Source organism: Leptospira dzoumogneensis, from assembly GCF_004770895.1.
GTDB classification, from domain to species: domain Bacteria; phylum Spirochaetota; class Leptospiria; order Leptospirales; family Leptospiraceae; genus Leptospira_B; species Leptospira_B dzoumogneensis.
The window spans coordinates 123,131-139,880 of record NZ_RQHS01000024.1; the positions used below are offsets into that span (position 1 = coordinate 123,131).

20 protein-coding genes are annotated in these 16,750 nt (G+C 41.6%); 11 read left to right on the forward strand and 9 right to left on the reverse strand.

Annotated elements, in window-relative coordinates; translation table 11 throughout:
* Nucleotides 1-76 precede the first annotated feature (76 nt).
* Entirely contained in the window at nt 77-841 is a 765-nt protein-coding gene (locus EHR06_RS18530; protein WP_135758379.1) for a PP2C family protein-serine/threonine phosphatase, read from the forward strand.
* Between the two features lie 10 nt (nt 842-851).
* Here EHR06_RS18530 and EHR06_RS18535 read toward each other — a convergent pair whose 3' ends face one another.
* Both EHR06_RS18535 and EHR06_RS18540 read right to left on the reverse strand, forming a co-directional pair.
* Nucleotides 852-1,391 (reverse strand): SiaB family protein kinase, encoded by a 540-nt coding sequence (locus EHR06_RS18535; RefSeq protein WP_135758380.1) that lies wholly within the window; start codon nt 1,389-1,391, stop codon nt 852-854.
* A gap of 7 nt (nt 1,392-1,398) precedes the next feature.
* Nucleotides 1,399-2,685, reverse strand: a complete 1,287-nt coding sequence (locus EHR06_RS18540; protein ID WP_135758381.1) for a beta-ketoacyl-[acyl-carrier-protein] synthase family protein — start codon at nt 2,683-2,685, stop codon at nt 1,399-1,401.
* Nucleotides 2,686-2,948: 263 nt separating this feature from the next.
* On the opposite strand from EHR06_RS18540, the gene EHR06_RS18545 reads away from it, so the two are divergent.
* The gene (locus tag EHR06_RS18545) at nt 2,949-3,377 is read left to right on the forward strand and encodes an LA_2478/LA_2722/LA_4182 family protein (protein WP_135758382.1); all 429 of its coding nucleotides are present in this window, start codon (nt 2,949-2,951) and stop codon (nt 3,375-3,377) included.
* Between the two features lie 35 nt (nt 3,378-3,412).
* Here EHR06_RS18545 and EHR06_RS18550 read toward each other — a convergent pair whose 3' ends face one another.
* The 5 genes from EHR06_RS18550 to EHR06_RS19325 are packed head-to-tail and all read right to left on the reverse strand — an operon-like array spanning nt 3,413 to nt 6,590.
* Nucleotides 3,413-4,360: a lysylphosphatidylglycerol synthase transmembrane domain-containing protein gene (locus tag EHR06_RS18550; RefSeq protein WP_135758383.1), complete on the reverse strand. Its 948-nt coding sequence runs from the start codon at nt 4,358-4,360 to the stop codon at nt 3,413-3,415.
* Nucleotides 4,361-4,379: 19 nt separating this feature from the next.
* Nucleotides 4,380-4,727 (reverse strand): histidine triad nucleotide-binding protein, encoded by a 348-nt coding sequence (locus EHR06_RS18555; protein ID WP_135758384.1) that lies wholly within the window; start codon nt 4,725-4,727, stop codon nt 4,380-4,382.
* On the reverse strand, nt 4,724-5,629 hold the full coding sequence (locus EHR06_RS18560) for an ROK family protein (RefSeq protein ID WP_135758385.1): 906 nt from the start codon (nt 5,627-5,629) through the stop codon (nt 4,724-4,726). Before EHR06_RS18560 ends, EHR06_RS18555 begins: the two co-directional genes overlap by 4 nt.
* Nucleotides 5,626-6,291 carry an ABC transporter ATP-binding protein gene (locus tag EHR06_RS18565; protein ID WP_135758386.1) on the reverse strand — a complete coding sequence of 222 codons (666 nt, stop codon included), beginning with the start codon at nt 6,289-6,291 and terminating at the stop codon, nt 5,626-5,628. The genes EHR06_RS18560 and EHR06_RS18565 overlap by 4 nt, the downstream gene beginning before the upstream one ends.
* On the reverse strand, nt 6,288-6,590 hold the full coding sequence (locus tag EHR06_RS19325) for a hypothetical protein (RefSeq protein ID WP_244288662.1): 303 nt from the start codon (nt 6,588-6,590) through the stop codon (nt 6,288-6,290). Before EHR06_RS19325 ends, EHR06_RS18565 begins: the two co-directional genes overlap by 4 nt.
* Nucleotides 6,591-6,882: 292 nt before the next feature.
* Here EHR06_RS19325 and EHR06_RS18575 point away from each other — a divergent pair, with 292 nt between their 5' ends.
* The 4 genes from EHR06_RS18575 (at nt 6,883) to EHR06_RS18590 (ending at nt 11,794) form a co-directional block, all read left to right on the forward strand.
* Nucleotides 6,883-8,445, forward strand: a complete 1,563-nt coding sequence (locus EHR06_RS18575; protein ID WP_135758388.1) for a tetratricopeptide repeat protein — start codon at nt 6,883-6,885, stop codon at nt 8,443-8,445.
* A gap of 33 nt (nt 8,446-8,478) precedes the next feature.
* Nucleotides 8,479-9,072 carry a hypothetical protein gene (locus EHR06_RS18580; RefSeq protein ID WP_135758389.1) on the forward strand — a complete coding sequence of 198 codons (594 nt, stop codon included), beginning with the start codon at nt 8,479-8,481 and terminating at the stop codon, nt 9,070-9,072.
* A 74-nt stretch (nt 9,073-9,146) separates the two neighbouring features.
* Entirely contained in the window at nt 9,147-10,610 is a 1,464-nt protein-coding gene (locus EHR06_RS18585; protein WP_135758390.1) for a TolC family protein, read from the forward strand.
* Between the two features lie 2 nt (nt 10,611-10,612).
* Nucleotides 10,613-11,794, forward strand: coding sequence for an efflux RND transporter periplasmic adaptor subunit (locus EHR06_RS18590; RefSeq protein ID WP_135758391.1), 1,182 nt, complete (start codon nt 10,613-10,615; stop codon nt 11,792-11,794).
* On the opposite strand, the gene EHR06_RS18595 is transcribed toward EHR06_RS18590, so the two are convergent.
* Both EHR06_RS18595 and EHR06_RS18600 read right to left on the reverse strand, forming a co-directional pair.
* Nucleotides 11,784-12,185, reverse strand: a complete 402-nt coding sequence (locus tag EHR06_RS18595; RefSeq protein ID WP_135758392.1) for a type II toxin-antitoxin system VapC family toxin — start codon at nt 12,183-12,185, stop codon at nt 11,784-11,786. The genes EHR06_RS18590 and EHR06_RS18595 overlap by 11 nt on opposite strands.
* 3 nt (nt 12,186-12,188) lie before the next feature.
* Entirely contained in the window at nt 12,189-12,485 is a 297-nt protein-coding gene (locus EHR06_RS18600) for a type II toxin-antitoxin system Phd/YefM family antitoxin (RefSeq protein ID WP_135758393.1), read from the reverse strand.
* Between the two features lie 88 nt (nt 12,486-12,573).
* On the opposite strand from EHR06_RS18600, the gene lexA reads away from it, so the two are divergent.
* Genes lexA through pssA form a run of 5 tightly spaced genes read left to right on the forward strand, consistent with a single transcriptional unit; the run spans nt 12,574 to nt 16,675 of the window.
* A complete protein-coding gene (gene lexA / locus EHR06_RS18605) occupies nt 12,574-13,182 on the forward strand; it encodes a transcriptional repressor LexA (RefSeq protein ID WP_135758394.1) in 609 nt (202 codons plus the stop codon).
* A gap of 59 nt (nt 13,183-13,241) precedes the next feature.
* A complete protein-coding gene (locus tag EHR06_RS18610) occupies nt 13,242-13,544 on the forward strand; it encodes an LA_1448 family UV-C exposure upregulated protein (RefSeq protein WP_135758395.1) in 303 nt (100 codons plus the stop codon).
* Complete coding sequence (locus EHR06_RS18615) at nt 13,534-14,901, forward strand: S41 family peptidase (protein WP_135758396.1); 1,368 nt, start codon at nt 13,534-13,536, stop codon at nt 14,899-14,901. The genes EHR06_RS18610 and EHR06_RS18615 overlap by 11 nt, the downstream gene beginning before the upstream one ends.
* 2 nt (nt 14,902-14,903) lie before the next feature.
* The gene (gene tsaD / locus EHR06_RS18620; protein WP_135758397.1) at nt 14,904-15,920 is read left to right on the forward strand and encodes a tRNA (adenosine(37)-N6)-threonylcarbamoyltransferase complex transferase subunit TsaD; all 1,017 of its coding nucleotides are present in this window, start codon (nt 14,904-14,906) and stop codon (nt 15,918-15,920) included.
* Nucleotides 15,917-16,675: a CDP-diacylglycerol--serine O-phosphatidyltransferase gene (gene pssA, locus EHR06_RS18625; protein WP_135758398.1), complete on the forward strand. Its 759-nt coding sequence runs from the start codon at nt 15,917-15,919 to the stop codon at nt 16,673-16,675. The genes tsaD and pssA overlap by 4 nt, the downstream gene beginning before the upstream one ends.
* Nucleotides 16,676-16,750: the final 75 nt, after the last annotated feature.

Genomic DNA, 16,750 nt, shown 5'->3' on the forward strand with positions numbered 1-16,750 from the left:
TAGGAAAGTTCGGATGAGTCAAATATGCGTAATTCAGTTTCGAGAATTATAATCGGTTTTTCCGGTCAAAAAAAATATGAAACTCCGGTATTATGCAATCACGGACAAAGGAAACTTTCGCTCTCATAACGAGGATTCTTTTTTAGCATTAGATAGTTTGGTATGCGGCCAAACTCACGGAGAATCGGAAACAGTTCGTGAATTAGATACCGAAGAATCCTCAGGACTATTTGCTCTCGCAGACGGCCTCGGTGGACATGAAGCGGGAGAGATCGCAAGCAGGGTCGCTTTAGAAAAACTTGCTTGGATGGAAAAAGCGATCCGTCCTATCGAAGAGCTGCCTTCTTCCGGTTGGAAAAATCTGATCCGCAAAATTAATAACGAAGTAAATGCCTACGGTGAATCCATAGGAAAACCTAAGATGGGAACCACTTTAGTTGGCTGCCTTTTGGGAAAAAGAAAGTCCTGGATCTTTAATGTGGGAGACAGCCGTCTTTATCATCTTACCAAAGAAGGACTCAGCAAAGTAACAGTAGATCATAATATTGGAGAAGAGCTGGGTTCCAGTTATGGACGAAATCTTTTGACCAGTTGTATCGGCGGTGGAACAAAAAGTATAGAAGTGGATACTTTCGATTATTCCGGAAAATTATCCCCGGGAGATTTTATACTCATCTGTACGGACGGCCTTACTGAAGTTCTGAACATTGATCAAATCGAAAAGATCATGAGAGAACATGAGGACCTAAGAGAAACCTGCAGGATCCTTTCCGAAGAAGCGAACCTAAGACTGACTAGAGACAATCACACGATTGTGATCATCAAAATAGATTCGGTTTGAGTCTTTTGTTTTAAAGTCCGGAAGAGTAGGCGCCTTCTAACAGAAATCGGGCGGTCAATCGGAAGAATAGATCCCCGTTGTCCGCCTCCTCTAATTGGTATACCAAAGGCATATCCGATTTTCTTGCGATCTCAAAAAATCCTAAACCGGCCCCCTTACTTTTTTCAGGTCTGTCGGAACGGATTTGTTCATTGTATCTTTGTTTGAGTTCTTCTGGAGAAAGTTTTTTAACCTCTTCTATTTTACTTTTTAAGAATGCAGCCTGCTCCGGGGTGATCGCGTTTCCGCAATTGAGTTCCCAGTTATGGGCCTTTCTTCTTAAAACTAGAATACCAATCCCGCTCTTTTCATCTCTTTCGATGGAATAATGTGCAACGTTCTGGGCCATTTCCACGAATACGGTGAGGATCCGGTTCTTCTTTTTTTCTTCTTCTAACTTTTCTTTTAGGAGATCGTTTAAAGAAGAAATGGTGGTCTCCGAAAAAGGCCCTTTATAAAGAAGGGCCACTCCGGTCCTTTTAAGAACATTATATTGTTTTGATAACTGCATATACCCCTCAAAACTCCGGAGCCGCCAAACTTACGAATGAAGATTGGCTTCCGATCGCGAACGCCATGGAAATTGCATATCTGATTTTCGCCTTTCTGGCTCCTTCTGCGACATGGTCGTGGTCGCATTCAGGATCCGGGTTCTCCAGATTGATTGTAGGACATAGGGTCTGGTTTTTCAACATAAGAGAAGTTGCGGCAACATTGATAATTCCTGCCGCTCCGAATGTATGACCGAATATTGGTTTGATGGAACCTACAGGCGCCCAATGGAATTTGGGACGGCCCTCATATAGATGACCGATTGCGCGGCTCTCCGCCAAGTCGTTATTATGTGTTGCAGTTCCATGTCCGCAGAAATAATCTATATCGCCTAAACGAAGTCCGCTGATCTTCATCAAATGTCTGAGGCCGGTGGTTGCTTTTTTACCGGTTAAGTCCATTCTCATCGCATGGTCCGCTTCATTATAACTATAAGTTCCTAGAACTTCCGAATAGATCTTAGCGCCTCTTTGTATTGCTCTGTCCAATCTTTCCATTACAAGAACGACTGCACCTTCTCCCAATAAGAACCCGTCTCTAGTCTTATCGTAAGGACGGATCCCTTTTTTAGGATTGTCTTTTTCCAAAGACATGACCCGGCTCATAGGATCGGAATACATCATCATCAAAGGTTGTAGAAGAGGAAATTCATGACCGCCTGCATACATAACTTCGGCTCTGCCTTTACGGATAGCCTGGTAACATAAACTGATCGCATGATGGCCGCCCACACAAGCGGCGGATACAGTGGTCACAAAACCTTGGATATTCGCGTTAATCGCGGTCAAATTCGTAGGATTAGAAGCCATAGAAGTGAGAACGGAATAACGATCGAACACGTTATGGTCCTTTTCTTCCAAATATTTTCTCCAAGCAAAATCCCACCAAGCCATAGAAGCTCTGGAAGAAGAATCTATAAAACCGACTCTGCTAGGATGCAGGTCACCTTTGGTGATACCTGCATCTTTATTTGCCTCTTCCATGGCCGACATTAATGCCAAAGTTTCCGTATTATAATTTTTAGAATATTTATCACTCAGATCGGGCAGATGTTTTTTGTAGTCGAAAGTGTTCATCTCTCCCGCGACCTTGATCGGGAAGTTTTCCGTAGGAAAACGAGTAATAAAATCTAGCTGGGATCTTCCCTCTGAAAGATTTGTCCAAAAGTCTTGTACTGAAAAAGTGTTCGGAAGAATGACTCCGATACCGGTGATGACTACCCGGGAGTTTTTTCCGTTTTTAGATTTATCCATAGAAAGCGGGTTTAGAAATTACCTATGTGGATTAGATTTGGAAATAAAAAAATCATTCCGAAACAAATAAGACGCAAAAAAGGGAGAAAATTCCCATAAAACCGGAAATAGACGGGTAAAATGGGAAGAAGTTCCGCCGGTTTGCGAAAATCCGCCTGTTCTCCCCAAGCAAGTGTTAAGCCGTCGACTATAGTTTTTTGAAAAACGGTTTTCTATTCCGCCTAGGGTCCTAATATTGCTAAAAAATTTCCATAGGTCGTAGTATGAAATATATAAAAATTATAATGTTATTATCGGTTGTCGTTCTTGCTTTAGAAAATTGTTCCAAATCTCCAGAGCAGAAAATCCTGGAATTAGGGCCTAGGTTCCAATTAGCATTTTGTTCTAAAGTCATAGAATGTGGAAAAGAAGAAATCGAAAAGATCCCTCCTAAATACAGAAATACTCTTCCGGCATTTCTACAATCCAATGAAGCATGTGTTACTTATTTTAAGGAAAATTTCGATCAGGCAAGAGAACAGAGAAAATTAAAAAAAGAAGAAGCCACTCCTGAAATGGCCCAAGAATTCGAAAAATGTGTTTCTGCTTTAGAAAAATCCACCTGCGATATGTTCCAGAGAAAGGAAACAAAACATACTGGAATTCCAGGCTGCGAAGGTCTTCCTAAAATCGCTCAACCGGATATTCCTTAAAATTTTCCGGTTTTATTCTTCCTTTGATTGTTGGATCAGTTGGTCTTTTCTTTTTCTGTAAAAGACCAATACACATACAATATCGTAGTCAAGATCCCGAGTGCGACCATCTGTCCTAAATGAACTGTGGTTGCATATACCAAACCTTCCGAACTTTCTCTGCCTAATAAAACGAATCCTGATGTGATGGAAGCATGATATACTCCTGCTCCGGACGGCGCAGAAGGTACCATCACACCCACAGCTCCGCAGAACATGATAAATACGGTTTCTAAAGGACTTAAATGGATCCCTACTAAGTATTGTAGAAGAGTATAATGGATCGCATATCCAAAAAGCCAGGTACAGGCGGTTAAAATTCCGTAGCTGGAAACATTACGAAAAGTTAAAAAGTTTCCCAGTTCCGAGACTTGGGGAGCTAATTTTTCCGAAAAGAATTCCTTCTTTCCGATTTTGGAAAATAAGAATTCTCCTAATAAGATCAGTCGTTTATAAAATAATCGAACAATTAAGAGTGCGGAGAAGATCGCTAAGATCCCAAGTAAAGGAAATAGTATCTTGGTTTCGGATCCGTTGACTCCTAAAATAAAAAGAGCGCCTAGTCCCGCGCAAAATATAAAGGAGAAGTCTAGAACCTTCTCTAAAAAGATCCCGCTTACCAAACTTCCGTAACTTATGTTTTCTCCCTTTTTGCAGAGATAGAGACGGAAAATATCTCCTCCTCTTGCGGGTAAGAATTGATTGGCTCCTACTCCGATATAAGCGGAAAGAAGTGCAGTTCTAAAAGGAACTTTTTTACCGAGTAATAAATACCATCTCCAAGAGAATAAATATAATCCCCAAAGAATAGCTACGAAGAATGGAATTAAGAAGATAGGTCTCCATCTTTCTAATATAGAAGTAAAACCGGAAAGATCCAGATTCCAAAATAGAAAACCCAGAGATAAAACGCTGATCCCGAATCCGAGTAATAATTTTTTCAAAATAGATCCCCGTTACAGATCAGCCTGGAGGCCATTTCATTTGTCTTCCACCAAGCACATGAAAATGAAGATGGAATACTGTTTGGCCGCCTAGTTCGCCCATATTGTTTACGATCCGGAAACCTTCTTTATTGAGTCCGAGGGATCTAGCGATCTCTGCGGCTCTAAATAAAATTTCTCCCAGAAGAGCCTTGTCCTCTCCGCTGGTGTGGTCTATGTCTACGATATGTTTTTTAGGAATGACTAGGAAATGAGTAGGTGCTTGGGGAGCAATATCATGAAAAGCGAATAGATTCTCATCCTCGAAGATGGTCTTGGAAGGGATCTCTTTGTTAATGATCTTACAAAATATACAGGAATCTGTCATGTTTTATTATCCAAACATAAACTTGCTGCTCCGAGGGCCCCAGTGACTGATTTTCCCGGAAGGATCTTTACGTATTCTTTGAATATGGGAAATATGATTTCTCTCACCCTGTTTTCAAGTCGTTTTCCGAAAAAGGAATAGGACTTAGCTATCCCGCCGGATAATACTATATGTTCAGGATTGAGCAAATGGATCAGATTACGAATGAGTTGTGCTAAACTTTCGATCCCTTCTTCCAGGATCTCGTTTGCTTCTTTATGATGTTTAGAAGCCAGATCGAATAAAGTTTCTATATCAGAAAGTTTGGAGCCTGTTTTTTCTAAAAATCTGGAAGAGAATCCGCTGGCACTGAAATAAGCTTCTGTACATCCTCTTTGCCCGCATCCACAAAGAGCTCCTCCCGGATGGATCGTAGTATGTCCTACTTCCATAGAATTTCCAAGATAACCATCGAATAGTTTTCCTTGGAAAACCCATCCCCCGCCTAGTCCGGTCCCTAATGTAAGAACGATTAGATTGGAAGAAGCTTTACCTTCTCCGAACCAATACTCTCCGAGTGCCGCGCAGTTTGCATCATTATCGTAATATACCGGAATGCCGAACTTCTTCTTTAAAAAATCAACTATAGGAACATTTTTTAATAAGGGAAGATTTGCAGAAGAGATCAATATTCCATTTTCTTTATCTATTGGTCCCGGACTTCCGATGCCGATCCCTTTCACAGAATCTTTGGACTCCGAGGTAAGCTCAGAGATCTGTTCTTCCAATAAGGATAAAAAGTGTTTAGAGTCCATTTCCGGTCCTGTCTTTCGATCTGAATGAGAGATTATCTGGCCGGAAGAATTAGTAAGACAGGCTTTTATACTTTGGGCGCCGATATCCACGCCTATAATAGAACTCATTTAACGACTCTGGTAAAACTTCCTTCTCTCATTTCGTAGATCGTCTTAGCATCGAATGCAAGATTCATATCGTGGGTCACGAGTAGGATCGTGAGCCCTCTGGAATTAAAATCGGAGAGAAGTTTACGTACTAATTCACTGTTTTCCGGATCCAAGTCACCGGAAGGTTCGTCTGCGAGAAGCATCTCCGGTTCGTTGATAAGAGCTCTTGCGATCGCAGTCATTTGGATCTGCCCGCCGGAAAGACTACTTGGAAGTTGGTTTCTTATCGTATGAAGATTCAGGCTGGAGATCAGATATTCACATTTTTCTCTGTATTCTTGTTCTTCGAATTTCCCGACTAATAATGCAGGCAGAAGAATATTCTCTTCTACAGTTAGATGAGAAACTAATTCTGAAAATTGGAAGATCAGTCCTATATTCTTGGCTCTGAACCCGGCGAGTTCCCCTTTGGTCATGGAGGAAATTTTTAAAGTGTCAAAGTAAATTTCCCCGGCGCTGCTGGACAACATACCGGTGATCATGGAAAGAAGTGTGGTCTTCCCGGAACCGGAAGGTCCTACAATCGCGACATAGTCGGATTGGTTGATATCGAACGAGATTCCATTAACTGCCTTGGTGGAACCGTAATGTCTGGAGAGATTATTAATCCTAAGGATCATTTTCCCCTCCGGATCGATCTATAAGGATCAACCAAGGTGTATAAATAGGCTACGAGTGCACTGACTCCACCGACCAAAATGGCCTCCGAGGCCAAACTTGCTAAATAGTCCAGAGGGGAGACCAATTCCGACTTTCCGATAGGGATAAAAACGCTTAAAATTAAAGAGAATAAGAACCCGATCCCGTGGATGATCCAAAGTTCCACAGTTTGCAGCAGCACGACTCCCTGTCTATTCCCGCCGACAGCCATCATAATTCCGTTATCCCCGGAACGAGTCATTACCCGGACTATGCTCATAAAAATTAAAGCAAGGCCGCAAAGAGATAAAAGCAAGTACGGAGAATTCAGAAATAGATCGATACTAGAAATGTCCGTGGGTCTTTTTTCCGTACGAAGGGAGAAAAATCCGAATAAAAATCCGTAGGCGAAAAACGTCGAGAATACGACGTGCAATACACTGGTGATCCAGTCCCGGAGAAAAAGGGAAAATGCAAACCTCAGGTAAGTGATTCTTCCCATCGGGAGCAGGATATTGAAAACGTTTGATTTTATCCAACATTTATTTAGTTAATAGCAGAAATTCCGAAAAATGATCTTTGTAATTCTCGTAGCAGCTGGAATCATCCTGATCGTCGCAGCAGGTTCCTTTCTCATTCAATCCAAAAAGGATTCGTTTGAGAAGGCTCTTGCTTTGGCGGCTATGGGAAATTACGTCGACTCTCGGATCCTTATCAGAGATATTCTAGATTCCAATCCATCTAACACCAGGGCTCATTTTATCATGGCGAAAATTTACGCCATGGAGGGCGATTATAATAACGAAGCAAAACATTTAGATAAGATCAAAAAGATCGGAAGCTTCGATAAGGAAATTTCGGAAATAGCAGTATCCAATCGTCTCGCAGATATATATTACCAGCAAGATCTATATGAAGAAGCTGTATTTCATTATTCGGATACACTTTCCGTAGACCCGGATAATCTAGAAGCTTGTATCCGTATCGGTTTTATGGCGATCGGCCAAAAAGAATTCGGGATCGCAGATAAATTCCTTTCCAGGATCCCGGATGAGAAGATCAAAATGCCTGCCTTACTCATTGGAAAAGGTGTGGTCGCAGGGATCCTAAGAAAAGGAGATCCCAGAACTTATTTTCAAAAAGCATTCGAAGAAGATCCAACTTCTTCCGTAGGCGGATTTTTATACGCAGTTTCTTTATCTAGGGCCGGAGAACATGACGAGGCGATCCGTGTAGCAAACTCTGTGGTAGATGTTGTCACAGATGAATACGTTCGTTACACATTATTCCAATTTATCATGTTGGAATTTATACTAAAAGCGAATTGGAACGAAGCCTTAAAACATGCAAGGCTTTGTATGGAGATCGCAAGGAATAACGGATGGAAACAGGAGATGATAGACTCAGATTTCCATTTCGCTCTTATAGCTGTCAATATGGGAAGATTAGAAGATGCCAGCGAATATCTGATCGAAGCGGAATCGGAAAGAGTGGACGACGATCGGATCATAGAACTTGCAAATTATAAATACCAAGTAGAAACAAAAAGATTGGAACTTGGAAAAGTTTCCAAGAGCGGATTTCTTCCGGAGCAGGAGTTAGGAAAATTATTCACCGAACTATTTCCTGTAGAACGTTATTATGAGATCTCAGGTTTAAAATCTTCCAAATCTTTCCATATCAAAGGGATCATAGACGAAGAAGGTAACAAGATAGTAATTGACGTGAATAAGATCGGGATCAGCGCCATGGATCATTATAGATCCTTAAAGGGCGTGGATTTCAAAAACTTATGCGTGAAGGTAGTTATAGCTCTGAATTATACGGTGAGTAGGGAGATCCCTAATAAAGAAGGGGACGGGGTCAATTTCCAAGGTCTGAACAAAACGGATAAAGAGACCAGAGCGCTTTTCAAATTCAGAAAATGGAAGGACGCCAAAATTTCCGACATATTCTTAAGAGATACCTTGGGCCAGGTGAAAGATATGGCATTGGACAAGGCATTTATCATAGGAGACGCGGAATTCACGGAAGGCGCCCGCAGATTTTTGGCGGATAATCCGTCCAGACTCTCCGTACTCTATGGAAGAGACTTAGAAGAACTTTTAAAAAAGGCACTGAAATCCCAAGGCTAAAGGGAACCTTCGGTTTTATTTGGGGTCCTAAACATGTTCTATCTATCTTTTTACGGATCTGCTTTGTTCAGAGGACTATTATTTCTAATATTATTACAAGTTTCTTGTGTTACGGGAAAAGAATCTACTTTCTCTGCTAAGCGAAGTCCTGAAATCCCTCCAACTATTACTCAAGGAAAAGTTTTTTTAGCGGGACATACCGGAGAACATTCCAAGGACACGGAAGAGATCCTGAAATTATTACAACGTCTCGTTTCAGGAACGATCGAAAGGGATCTGAATTTTTTACCGGAGATCGTTTCCAAAAAAGACGGGATCTATCTGGACATAAAAGGGAATTGGACCAGAGAACAACTTATACAAGAGCTTTCTACTCCGGATAATTATTTTCGCATATACTTCTTCGATCGAGAACTATTGGAAAAACAGAAAAACTCGAAAGAAGTTAGAACGGTCCGGGATTTGTTACTCTCTTCCGGAGGGATAGAGGTCGATTTTTATTACGAGAGCAAGAACGCTTGCGAGTTAAAGCTCAAATTTAAAGAGAACCAGAAACTAGAAAGGGAACTGATCAATCCGTATTTCATAAAGCAGGACGGGAAATGGTACTTATTCCGGCTTTTCTAAAATGAAATCTTCTAAAAAGGCAAACGGACTTGCGGTACCAGGGCTTGGTATTGAAATAGCCATAAGGAAATAGGATGCGAGACTTCCAATCGGAACAGGAACAAGATTCACTCGATAAAACTTCCTATAATAAGTGCAGAAGTTGGATCCTTCTTTCTATTTTTGCCGCTTCTTCCTTCTTATTTCCTTTCGGGACACTTGTATTTCCCGAAACAATTCCTTTCGAAACTACTAACGAAGATAAAAAGGGAAGCACGGTTAATAAACCGAACCAAAACATCACTCCGGCGACTAGCAGTTCTACAAGTACTACTCCAACTACAGGCAAGGTCATAGACTGGGATGTGGATCGTTTAACTGAATATGCGATCTCAAACAACCCGCTGTATTTAGCCGAAAAACAAAATATGGGGATAGAGAGAGGACGGGTAATCACCGCTTCCTTATACAGAAACCCGGTCCTTCAATTCCAACAACAGTTCATTGGTGGAACTCCAAATTCACAAGGCGGAAGTCCGGAAACCGCACCCGGAATGTACCAAGAGTTGGACGTATACGGAGTTGTTCCTCTTAGAACAAGAGTAGCCAAAAAAGGATTCGAAGCATCTATCCAAGATTTTTATAATTTCGATCGAATCTTTAGGATGAGGCTTCGCCAAAATTATTGGGCATTCGTATTTCTTACACTTCTAGTAGATACAAACAAAGAATTCTACGAAAACTACAGCGACCTTTTAGAACTCACAAAGTTTAGAGTGCAGAAGGGGGACATCTCTCCTTTAGAATTCGAACGTCTGGAGTTGGAAAGGATACAGGTAGAAAAATTCTACCGTGACGCGATCGTTCGCAGACAAGTTATCGAAAAAGATCTGCGCATTCTTTCCGGTCTGTCTGAAGAAGAGGGAGTATTCGCATTCAAAGTGGACTCCATGAAGTTCAGACCTTTGGAAGAAATGGGACTTCACCTAAAAGAGAATTTTCCTTCTATAGAACGTCCTGACCTTACCGCATTAGAGCAAAGGTTACAAGAGAAAAAGATGAACATAGAACTGCAAAGAAGGGAGTCCTTCGGCTGGTTGCAGTTAGGTGGAGAATGGAGGGTCAAAGGTGGGGAAAATTACGGAGGAGTATTCGCTTCCATCCCGATCCCTTTGAACGATAGAGGCCAAGGAAAAGTATATTCTGCAAAAGAAGAATATAGAAAATTCGAATTAGCCTTGGATGCGAAAAAAAGAGAAGTAATCGCAGAGATAGAAGCCGCAAAAAAAGAACTCTTGGCGAGAGAAGAACTCTTAACCAAATACGAAAGGATCAACCTTCTCCAGAAGAACAAACAACTGGAAGAGAAATCCAGAATTGCGTATGTCCGCGGCGCCTCCGATCAAGTAACCTTCCTCCAAGCAGAAAAAAACTACCTCACTATCCTCAGAGAATATTACGATTTACTGTATTTATATTTTAACGCGGTAGAAAATTATAAGGCCGCAACCGGAAGAATCGCGGAAATTTCTTCGGCAAACAAGGCGAAGGGAGAATGACAATGAAACTATTATTCCAAAAATATAAAGTTCTGATCGTTTTAGCCTTGGGGATCACGATCGCATTTTTCGGGTTCAAATACTTCTCCAAAAAGAAACCTGAAAAAAAGATCACCGAAGAGAACAAAAACGTATTCACTGTCCCGGAAGACGTCATCAGAAGACATCCTCTCACTTACGTCGGCTTAAAAGAAGTCTCCCAGTTCGAAGAGCTTGCACTGCCAGGCAGGATCACCTATGATCCTGAAAGTATGGCAAAGGTCGGCTCTCAGGTCGAGGCCAGGATCAAAAAAGTTTTGGTAAAAGAAGGAGATAAGGTCAGCCAAGGATCTCCGTTAGCAATTCTTTCTTCCATCCAATTGGGAGAAGTAGAGGCGGCTTACGTAAAAGCAAGAGCATCTTTGGACGCATTGAAGATGCAGGCGGATCGTGCTAAGGAACTTTTCGAAATGAAAGTTACTTCCGCGAAAGAATACGAGTTCGCGACCATGCAATACAAAACTGCAAGAACGGAAGTGGAAACCACTCGTATCAAGCTGGATAATTACGGTCTGACTCCTTCCGAAATAGAAGGGATCGAAAGAGGGATCTATGTTTCTTCTAACCTGATCCTCAGAAGTCCTATCAACGGAGAAGTCACCGAAAGAAAGGCGATCCTAGGACAACAAGTAACTCGTAACGAAGAATTATTCACGATCGCTAACTTAAGTCATCTCTGGGTTTTACTCGACGTGTACGAAAAAGATCTGGGTGGAGTGAGAGAAGGTGCTCAGGCGACTATCTTTCCTTTAGGGGACGAGCATAGTAGCGTTCAGATCCAAGGAAAAGTGGGTTATGTGGGAACAGTTTTAGATAACGTAAAACGTACCGCAAAACTCAGGATCATGGTCTCCAATAAAGGAAACAAACTAAAACCGGGCCAAACCGTTACTGCAAAAGTAGCCGGTCTTGTAGTAAGCACTGGAGGAGGAAAACGTAAGATGATCCCTCTAGAAGCAGTCCATGAGATAGAAGGAAAATTTTTCGTATTCATTCCTCATGGAGAAGGTAGTTTCGAAGCGGTAAACGTGATTGTAGGGGACACCATCGAGGACGATATCATTATCTTGGGTGGATTACCTGACGGTGCGGAAGTTGTCTCTAAGGGTTCCTTCGTTCTTAAAAGTGAATTCCTTAAGTTTTAATATTTTCTAATATTCTAACCGGATATTTTTTCAAGATCTCATCCGTAGTCGCAAACTCCCATCCGTTGATCATTGCATGGGAAAGAAGTAATCTATCAAAAGGATCTCTGTGTATATTAGGCAGTCTAGTTAAGAAGAAGATCGCCTCGTCCTGCATCACGGATTTTTCCAGACCGGACTGTATACATGCATTCACTAAAAAATATCCGGGCATTTCTGGCAGAGGCAGTTTTCCCAGATCGTATTTGATCTGTATTTCCCAGAGAGATACTTGGTGGAATAGAAGCCTGACCTGATCTTCCTTGCAGAGTTCTTTAATGATTGGGGGAAGTTTGGGATCTTCTAATAAAAACCAGAGAATGATCTGTGTATCTAATAGGATTGTTCTCAAATTTTATTCCCCGTAAAAATCCGATTCGAATTCTACAAGTGGGGAATTGAAATCATCCGGCACAGTAAACTTACCTGCCAAGATCCCAGGTTTTAGCTTTTTTGTCTTGGGTATGGAGATGGGAACGAGCTCTACCATAGGGCGGTTTCGTTCAGAGATGACTACTCTCTCGCCGGAGCTGGCTGCCTTTAAATAACGTCCCAAATGGGCCTTTGCTTCGCTTAAATTTACCTTTTTCATAAAGTAGTCTAGTTTTAGACTACTATTAGTCTCCACTTGGATCAATTGTTTTTCTATCATTTTACCCTCCAACTAGGTATATTTTATTTAAAATTATATCACCAAAAAAGTACTTGCGCAACATTTATTCACTAATAACTTGTTAAGCATGAAAGATCTAACGGAAAAGCAACTCGCTGTTTTACAGTTTATTACCAATGTGATCAAAGAAAGGGGCTTTCCGCCAACGATCAGAGAGATCGGAGATGAGTTCGGTATCACGGCAAAGGGTGCTTACGATCACCTGAAAGCCATAGAAAAAAAGGGATACCTAAAGACCTCCAAAAACCAGTCCAGAGCAATAGAGCTTACCCGCCAAAGTCCATTTGAAAGTTTACCAGTTCCCACCCCAAGTATCCCGCTCTTAGGTAGAGTAGCTGCGGGACTCCCCATCCTGGCAGAGGAAAATATAGAATCTTATATCCCGGTTCCGGAAGAGATGGCCTCTAAAGGGATTACCTTTGCTCTAAAAGTGCAAGGGGATTCCATGATAGAAGCCGGTATCAATGATGGAGACGTGGCGATTATCCAAAAAAAGGATATAGCCCGAAATGGAGAGATTGTAGTCGCACTTATCGAAGACGAGGCCACTTTAAAAGTATATTTTAAAGAAGCGGATCATATTCGTTTGGAAGCTAGAAATCCAAAATACAAACCGATCCGTAGTAAAAAAGTAACCATCGTAGGAAAGTTGATCGGTCTTTACCGTTCCTATTGATAGTCGCTCCGGATTTCGGAGTTGACACTAGCCCCTGAGAGAGGAAAGATTTTGAAAGAGTGAATAATCTTTCCTTTTTCCGCGTATTCGCGGCCTTCTTCCTATTACTTCTATTATTCGATTGCGCCTCCCGAAAGAAAGAGATCGGGGACAGGGACTTAAAACTAGTCCTTGAATATCTGACCGAGGCCCGCCTTGCGGAAAGATTGAATTACGCTTCCGAACAAACCATTCGCAAAGATCCCGAAATTTTGGAAGCGGCCTGCGAAAGATATCAACTAGATAAGGATTCCGTAATGGAACAAATTCGAATCAAATATCCGAAGACTTACTTCGCATTGGTCGGCAAAAATGAAGAATAAGGAAAGATTTGCCTGGGCCAGTTTGGTTCTGATCCTATTTACTACAGTTGTATTTCGTCCGGTCCATGCAAAAGCGGTTTCTGAAACTGCCGAAAAATATCTGCAATTATTCCATGAAGTTTTCGGGCTCATGCAAAACGGTTATGTAGAAACCGTAGACGAAGAAAAAGTATTCTTGGGCGCGATCAAAGGAATGCTCGGATCTCTAGGAGATCCACATTCTTCTTTTTTGGAAGAAGAAGAATACAGGCAGATGCGGGAAGAGACTCGAGGATCTTTCGGCGGAGTCGGTATGGAAGTGGCTTATACGGACGGAGCCATAGTAGTCGTTTCTCCTATCGAAGATACTCCTGCGATGAAAGCGGGAATCTTACCTCAAGATAGGATCATAGAGATAGACGGTAAAAGTACGGCAAACTTGGGCTACGCAGAAGGTATCAAACTGATGCGTGGAAAACCCGGAAGTTCCGTAAGTATCAAAGTAGAAAGAAAAAATATCAAAGAACCTCTGCAGTTTACCTTGGTCCGTGAAAATATCAAGATAAGATATGTTCGTTCCTACTTCTTCGAAAAAGAGAAAGTCGGATATCTCCGTTTGAACCAGTTCATGGGAGAAAACACATTAGAAGAATTTAAAAAACATCTGAAGACGCTCGCGGATAAAAAATCGGAAGGTCTGATCGTGGACCTAAGAATGAATCCGGGCGGTTTACTTCCTTTGTCTGTTGCATTATCCGATATTTTTCTTCCGGAAGGATTGGATATAGTTTCCGTGAGAGGAAGAGGAGGAGAACTTGCCGATGTTTCCAAGTCGACAAGTAAGGGAGACAAATATACTTCTATACCATTAGTTGTTCTTATTAATGAAGGTTCTGCTTCCGCTTCTGAAATTTTTGCAGGAGCCATCCAAGACCATAAACGAGGAAAAATTATAGGAGTTACTTCTTTCGGAAAAGGTTCCGTACAAATCGTTTATCCACTTTCTTTCGGAATGGCCGTAAAACTTACAGTTCAAAAATATTATACTCCTTCCGGTAAATCACTTCATGGAAAAGGAATACAACCTGATGTGATCGTAAAAGGAATAGAACCTAACGAAGACGATCGTTTTTATCTCAGGAAGATGAGCGAGAAAAAGCTACTAGATCAACTTGCTGCAAAATATCCCGAGTACAATGAGCAGAATTTTTTGAATTTCGAAAAAGCTCTTAAAGAACAAGGGATCAAACTTAGTTCGGATGTTGCCAGAGCAGTTTATAAAAATAAGACCCAACCGGAAAAAGACAGAACTATGACCGATTTGGAATTGGATCCTCAGTTGAAAAAAGCAGTGGATCTACTTTCTTCCAAATCTTAACCATGATCGGTCTTGGAATAGAGACTAGCTGCGACGAAACCAGTCTAGCAATTGTGAAAGATGGGAAAGAATTACTTTCCCTCAAAATTTTTAGCCAGATAGATCTGCATAAACCTTTTAGAGGAATTGTTCCGGAGATCGCATATAGAGCTCATCTAGAAAAGATCAATCCTCTACTCTCGGAAGTTTTAGAAGAATCTAAACTCGGACTTGCTGATCTGGACTATGTGGCCGTGACTAGATCTCCCGGCTTAACCGGTTCACTTATGATAGGGGCACAACTCGCAAGATCCATTCATGCAGTGTATGGAACACCGATCGTTCCACTTTGTCATTTACAGGCTCATTTTGCAGTATTACATTTAGAAGAAGTGGAGCCTGTATTTCCAGTATTAGGTTTACTTCTTTCCGGTGGGAACTCTGCCATCTATAAGATCCCTCATTTCGGCACAATGGAAGTGGTGGGAGATACGATGGATGACGCCTTGGGAGAAGCATTCGATAAGGTGGCCGGTCTATTGTCCTTGCCTTATCCAGGCGGACCTCCAATCGAAAAGGAAGCATCTAAATATGTTCCAGGCCCAAAGGAGAAAGATCTATTGCCTCCTTTGCTTAGAAATCTGGAGCAGGATCGTGTTGCATTTTCTTTTTCAGGTTTAAAAACTGCGGTTTCTCATTTGATCGCAAAACAACCGGATCTATCCACAGAGGCGGTATGTTATCATTTCCAAAAGACTGCATTTGAACTTGTGGAAAGAAATTTGAAACGTGCGGTTTCCATTACAGGGATCAAAAGGATCGTGGCGGGAGGAGGGGTCTTGGCGAATTCTACACTTCGTAACAGATTATCTAAATTCGCGGAAAAAAATTCCCTGGAATTTTTTTCTCCCCAAAAAAAGATCTACTGCACGGATAACGGCGCGATGGTTGCTGCCCTCGGTTATTATCTATTTAAACAGGGATATTCTAAGAGTTTGGACTTTACTGTAAGTCCAGTAAGGCAGGAGACCTATATATGAATCGCAGGCTACATTGGATTCCAAATATGATCACTCTCGGGAACTTGAGTATGGGATTTGTTTCCATACTGATCGCTTCCGAGGCAACAGGTAACGGACCTCAATCCTATATACTCTCCGGATTTTTCATCCTACTCGCGGCAATCTGCGACGGATTAGATGGAATGACTGCAAGAGCCTTGGATGCAACCAGCGAGTTAGGCGCTGACTTGGACAGTCTTGCCGATCTGACCGCATTCGGTATCGCACCTGGATTCCTTTTTTATAATATGGTTCTGGGAGAATACAAAATTGACGTTTTCGGAAAAGAAGATCTTTTTCCGATCGGAATGTTGATCGCCGCTATCTTTCCTGCTTGTGCCGCATATAGATTAGCAAGATTTAATGTGGCTCATGATCCTTCTTCTTTTACCGGGTTGCCATCTCCGATTGCAGGAATTACCATCGGATTTTTGCCGATCTTTTTAGGAAAAGATCATACTCTTCCTCATTGGTTGGGAATTCCTTTATTTATACTGATCGCTTTTTTAATGGTTTCTAATATTCGTTATGGAAAACCTCAAGCAGCGATTCGCTCCAAGCTAAGTCCTTTACGTGCAGGTTTGATGCTCGGCGCTGCTTTGATTGCACTCTTCTTCGTAGGGTTTGCTCGTTGGCCTTGGCTTGTATATGGATTGATCTGTCTTTATATCTTCTCAGGGATTTTGACTTTCCTGATCCATATTTTACAAGAATTGAGAGTAAAACTAGACTAAAAGTGAATTTCTATTTTCTGGTTTAGCCTAGATGGAATAACTTTTCATTGATTGTGCCGGTTTCTCTTTTAAAAA

What these genes read in the sequence shown, in the direction of transcription:
- EHR06_RS18575 (WP_135758388.1), top strand. Translation starts at nt 6,883, where the DNA reads ATGATCTTTGTAATTCTCGTAGCAGCTGGAATCATCCTGATCGTCGCA.
- EHR06_RS18530 (WP_135758379.1), top strand. Translation starts at nt 77, where the DNA reads ATGAAACTCCGGTATTATGCAATCACGGACAAAGGAAACTTTCGCTCT.
- EHR06_RS18560 (WP_135758385.1), bottom strand. Translation starts at nt 5,629, where the DNA reads ATGAGTTCTATTATAGGCGTGGATATCGGCGCCCAAAGTATAAAAGCC.
- EHR06_RS18540 (WP_135758381.1), bottom strand. Translation starts at nt 2,685, where the DNA reads ATGGATAAATCTAAAAACGGAAAAAACTCCCGGGTAGTCATCACCGGT.
- EHR06_RS18535 (WP_135758380.1), bottom strand. Translation starts at nt 1,391, where the DNA reads ATGCAGTTATCAAAACAATATAATGTTCTTAAAAGGACCGGAGTGGCC.
- lexA (WP_135758394.1), top strand. Translation starts at nt 12,574, where the DNA reads ATGAAAGATCTAACGGAAAAGCAACTCGCTGTTTTACAGTTTATTACC.
- EHR06_RS18555 (WP_135758384.1), bottom strand. Translation starts at nt 4,727, where the DNA reads ATGACAGATTCCTGTATATTTTGTAAGATCATTAACAAAGAGATCCCT.
- EHR06_RS18585 (WP_135758390.1), top strand. Translation starts at nt 9,147, where the DNA reads ATGCGAGACTTCCAATCGGAACAGGAACAAGATTCACTCGATAAAACT.
- EHR06_RS18600 (WP_135758393.1), bottom strand. Translation starts at nt 12,485, where the DNA reads ATGATAGAAAAACAATTGATCCAAGTGGAGACTAATAGTAGTCTAAAA.
- pssA (WP_135758398.1), top strand. Translation starts at nt 15,917, where the DNA reads ATGAATCGCAGGCTACATTGGATTCCAAATATGATCACTCTCGGGAAC.
- tsaD (WP_135758397.1), top strand. Translation starts at nt 14,904, where the DNA reads ATGATCGGTCTTGGAATAGAGACTAGCTGCGACGAAACCAGTCTAGCA.
- EHR06_RS18590 (WP_135758391.1), top strand. Translation starts at nt 10,613, where the DNA reads ATGAAACTATTATTCCAAAAATATAAAGTTCTGATCGTTTTAGCCTTG.
- EHR06_RS19325 (WP_244288662.1), bottom strand. Translation starts at nt 6,590, where the DNA reads ATGAGCATAGTCCGGGTAATGACTCGTTCCGGGGATAACGGAATTATG.
- EHR06_RS18545 (WP_135758382.1), top strand. Translation starts at nt 2,949, where the DNA reads ATGAAATATATAAAAATTATAATGTTATTATCGGTTGTCGTTCTTGCT.
- EHR06_RS18615 (WP_135758396.1), top strand. Translation starts at nt 13,534, where the DNA reads ATGAAGAATAAGGAAAGATTTGCCTGGGCCAGTTTGGTTCTGATCCTA.
- EHR06_RS18565 (WP_135758386.1), bottom strand. Translation starts at nt 6,291, where the DNA reads ATGATCCTTAGGATTAATAATCTCTCCAGACATTACGGTTCCACCAAG.
- EHR06_RS18580 (WP_135758389.1), top strand. Translation starts at nt 8,479, where the DNA reads ATGTTCTATCTATCTTTTTACGGATCTGCTTTGTTCAGAGGACTATTA.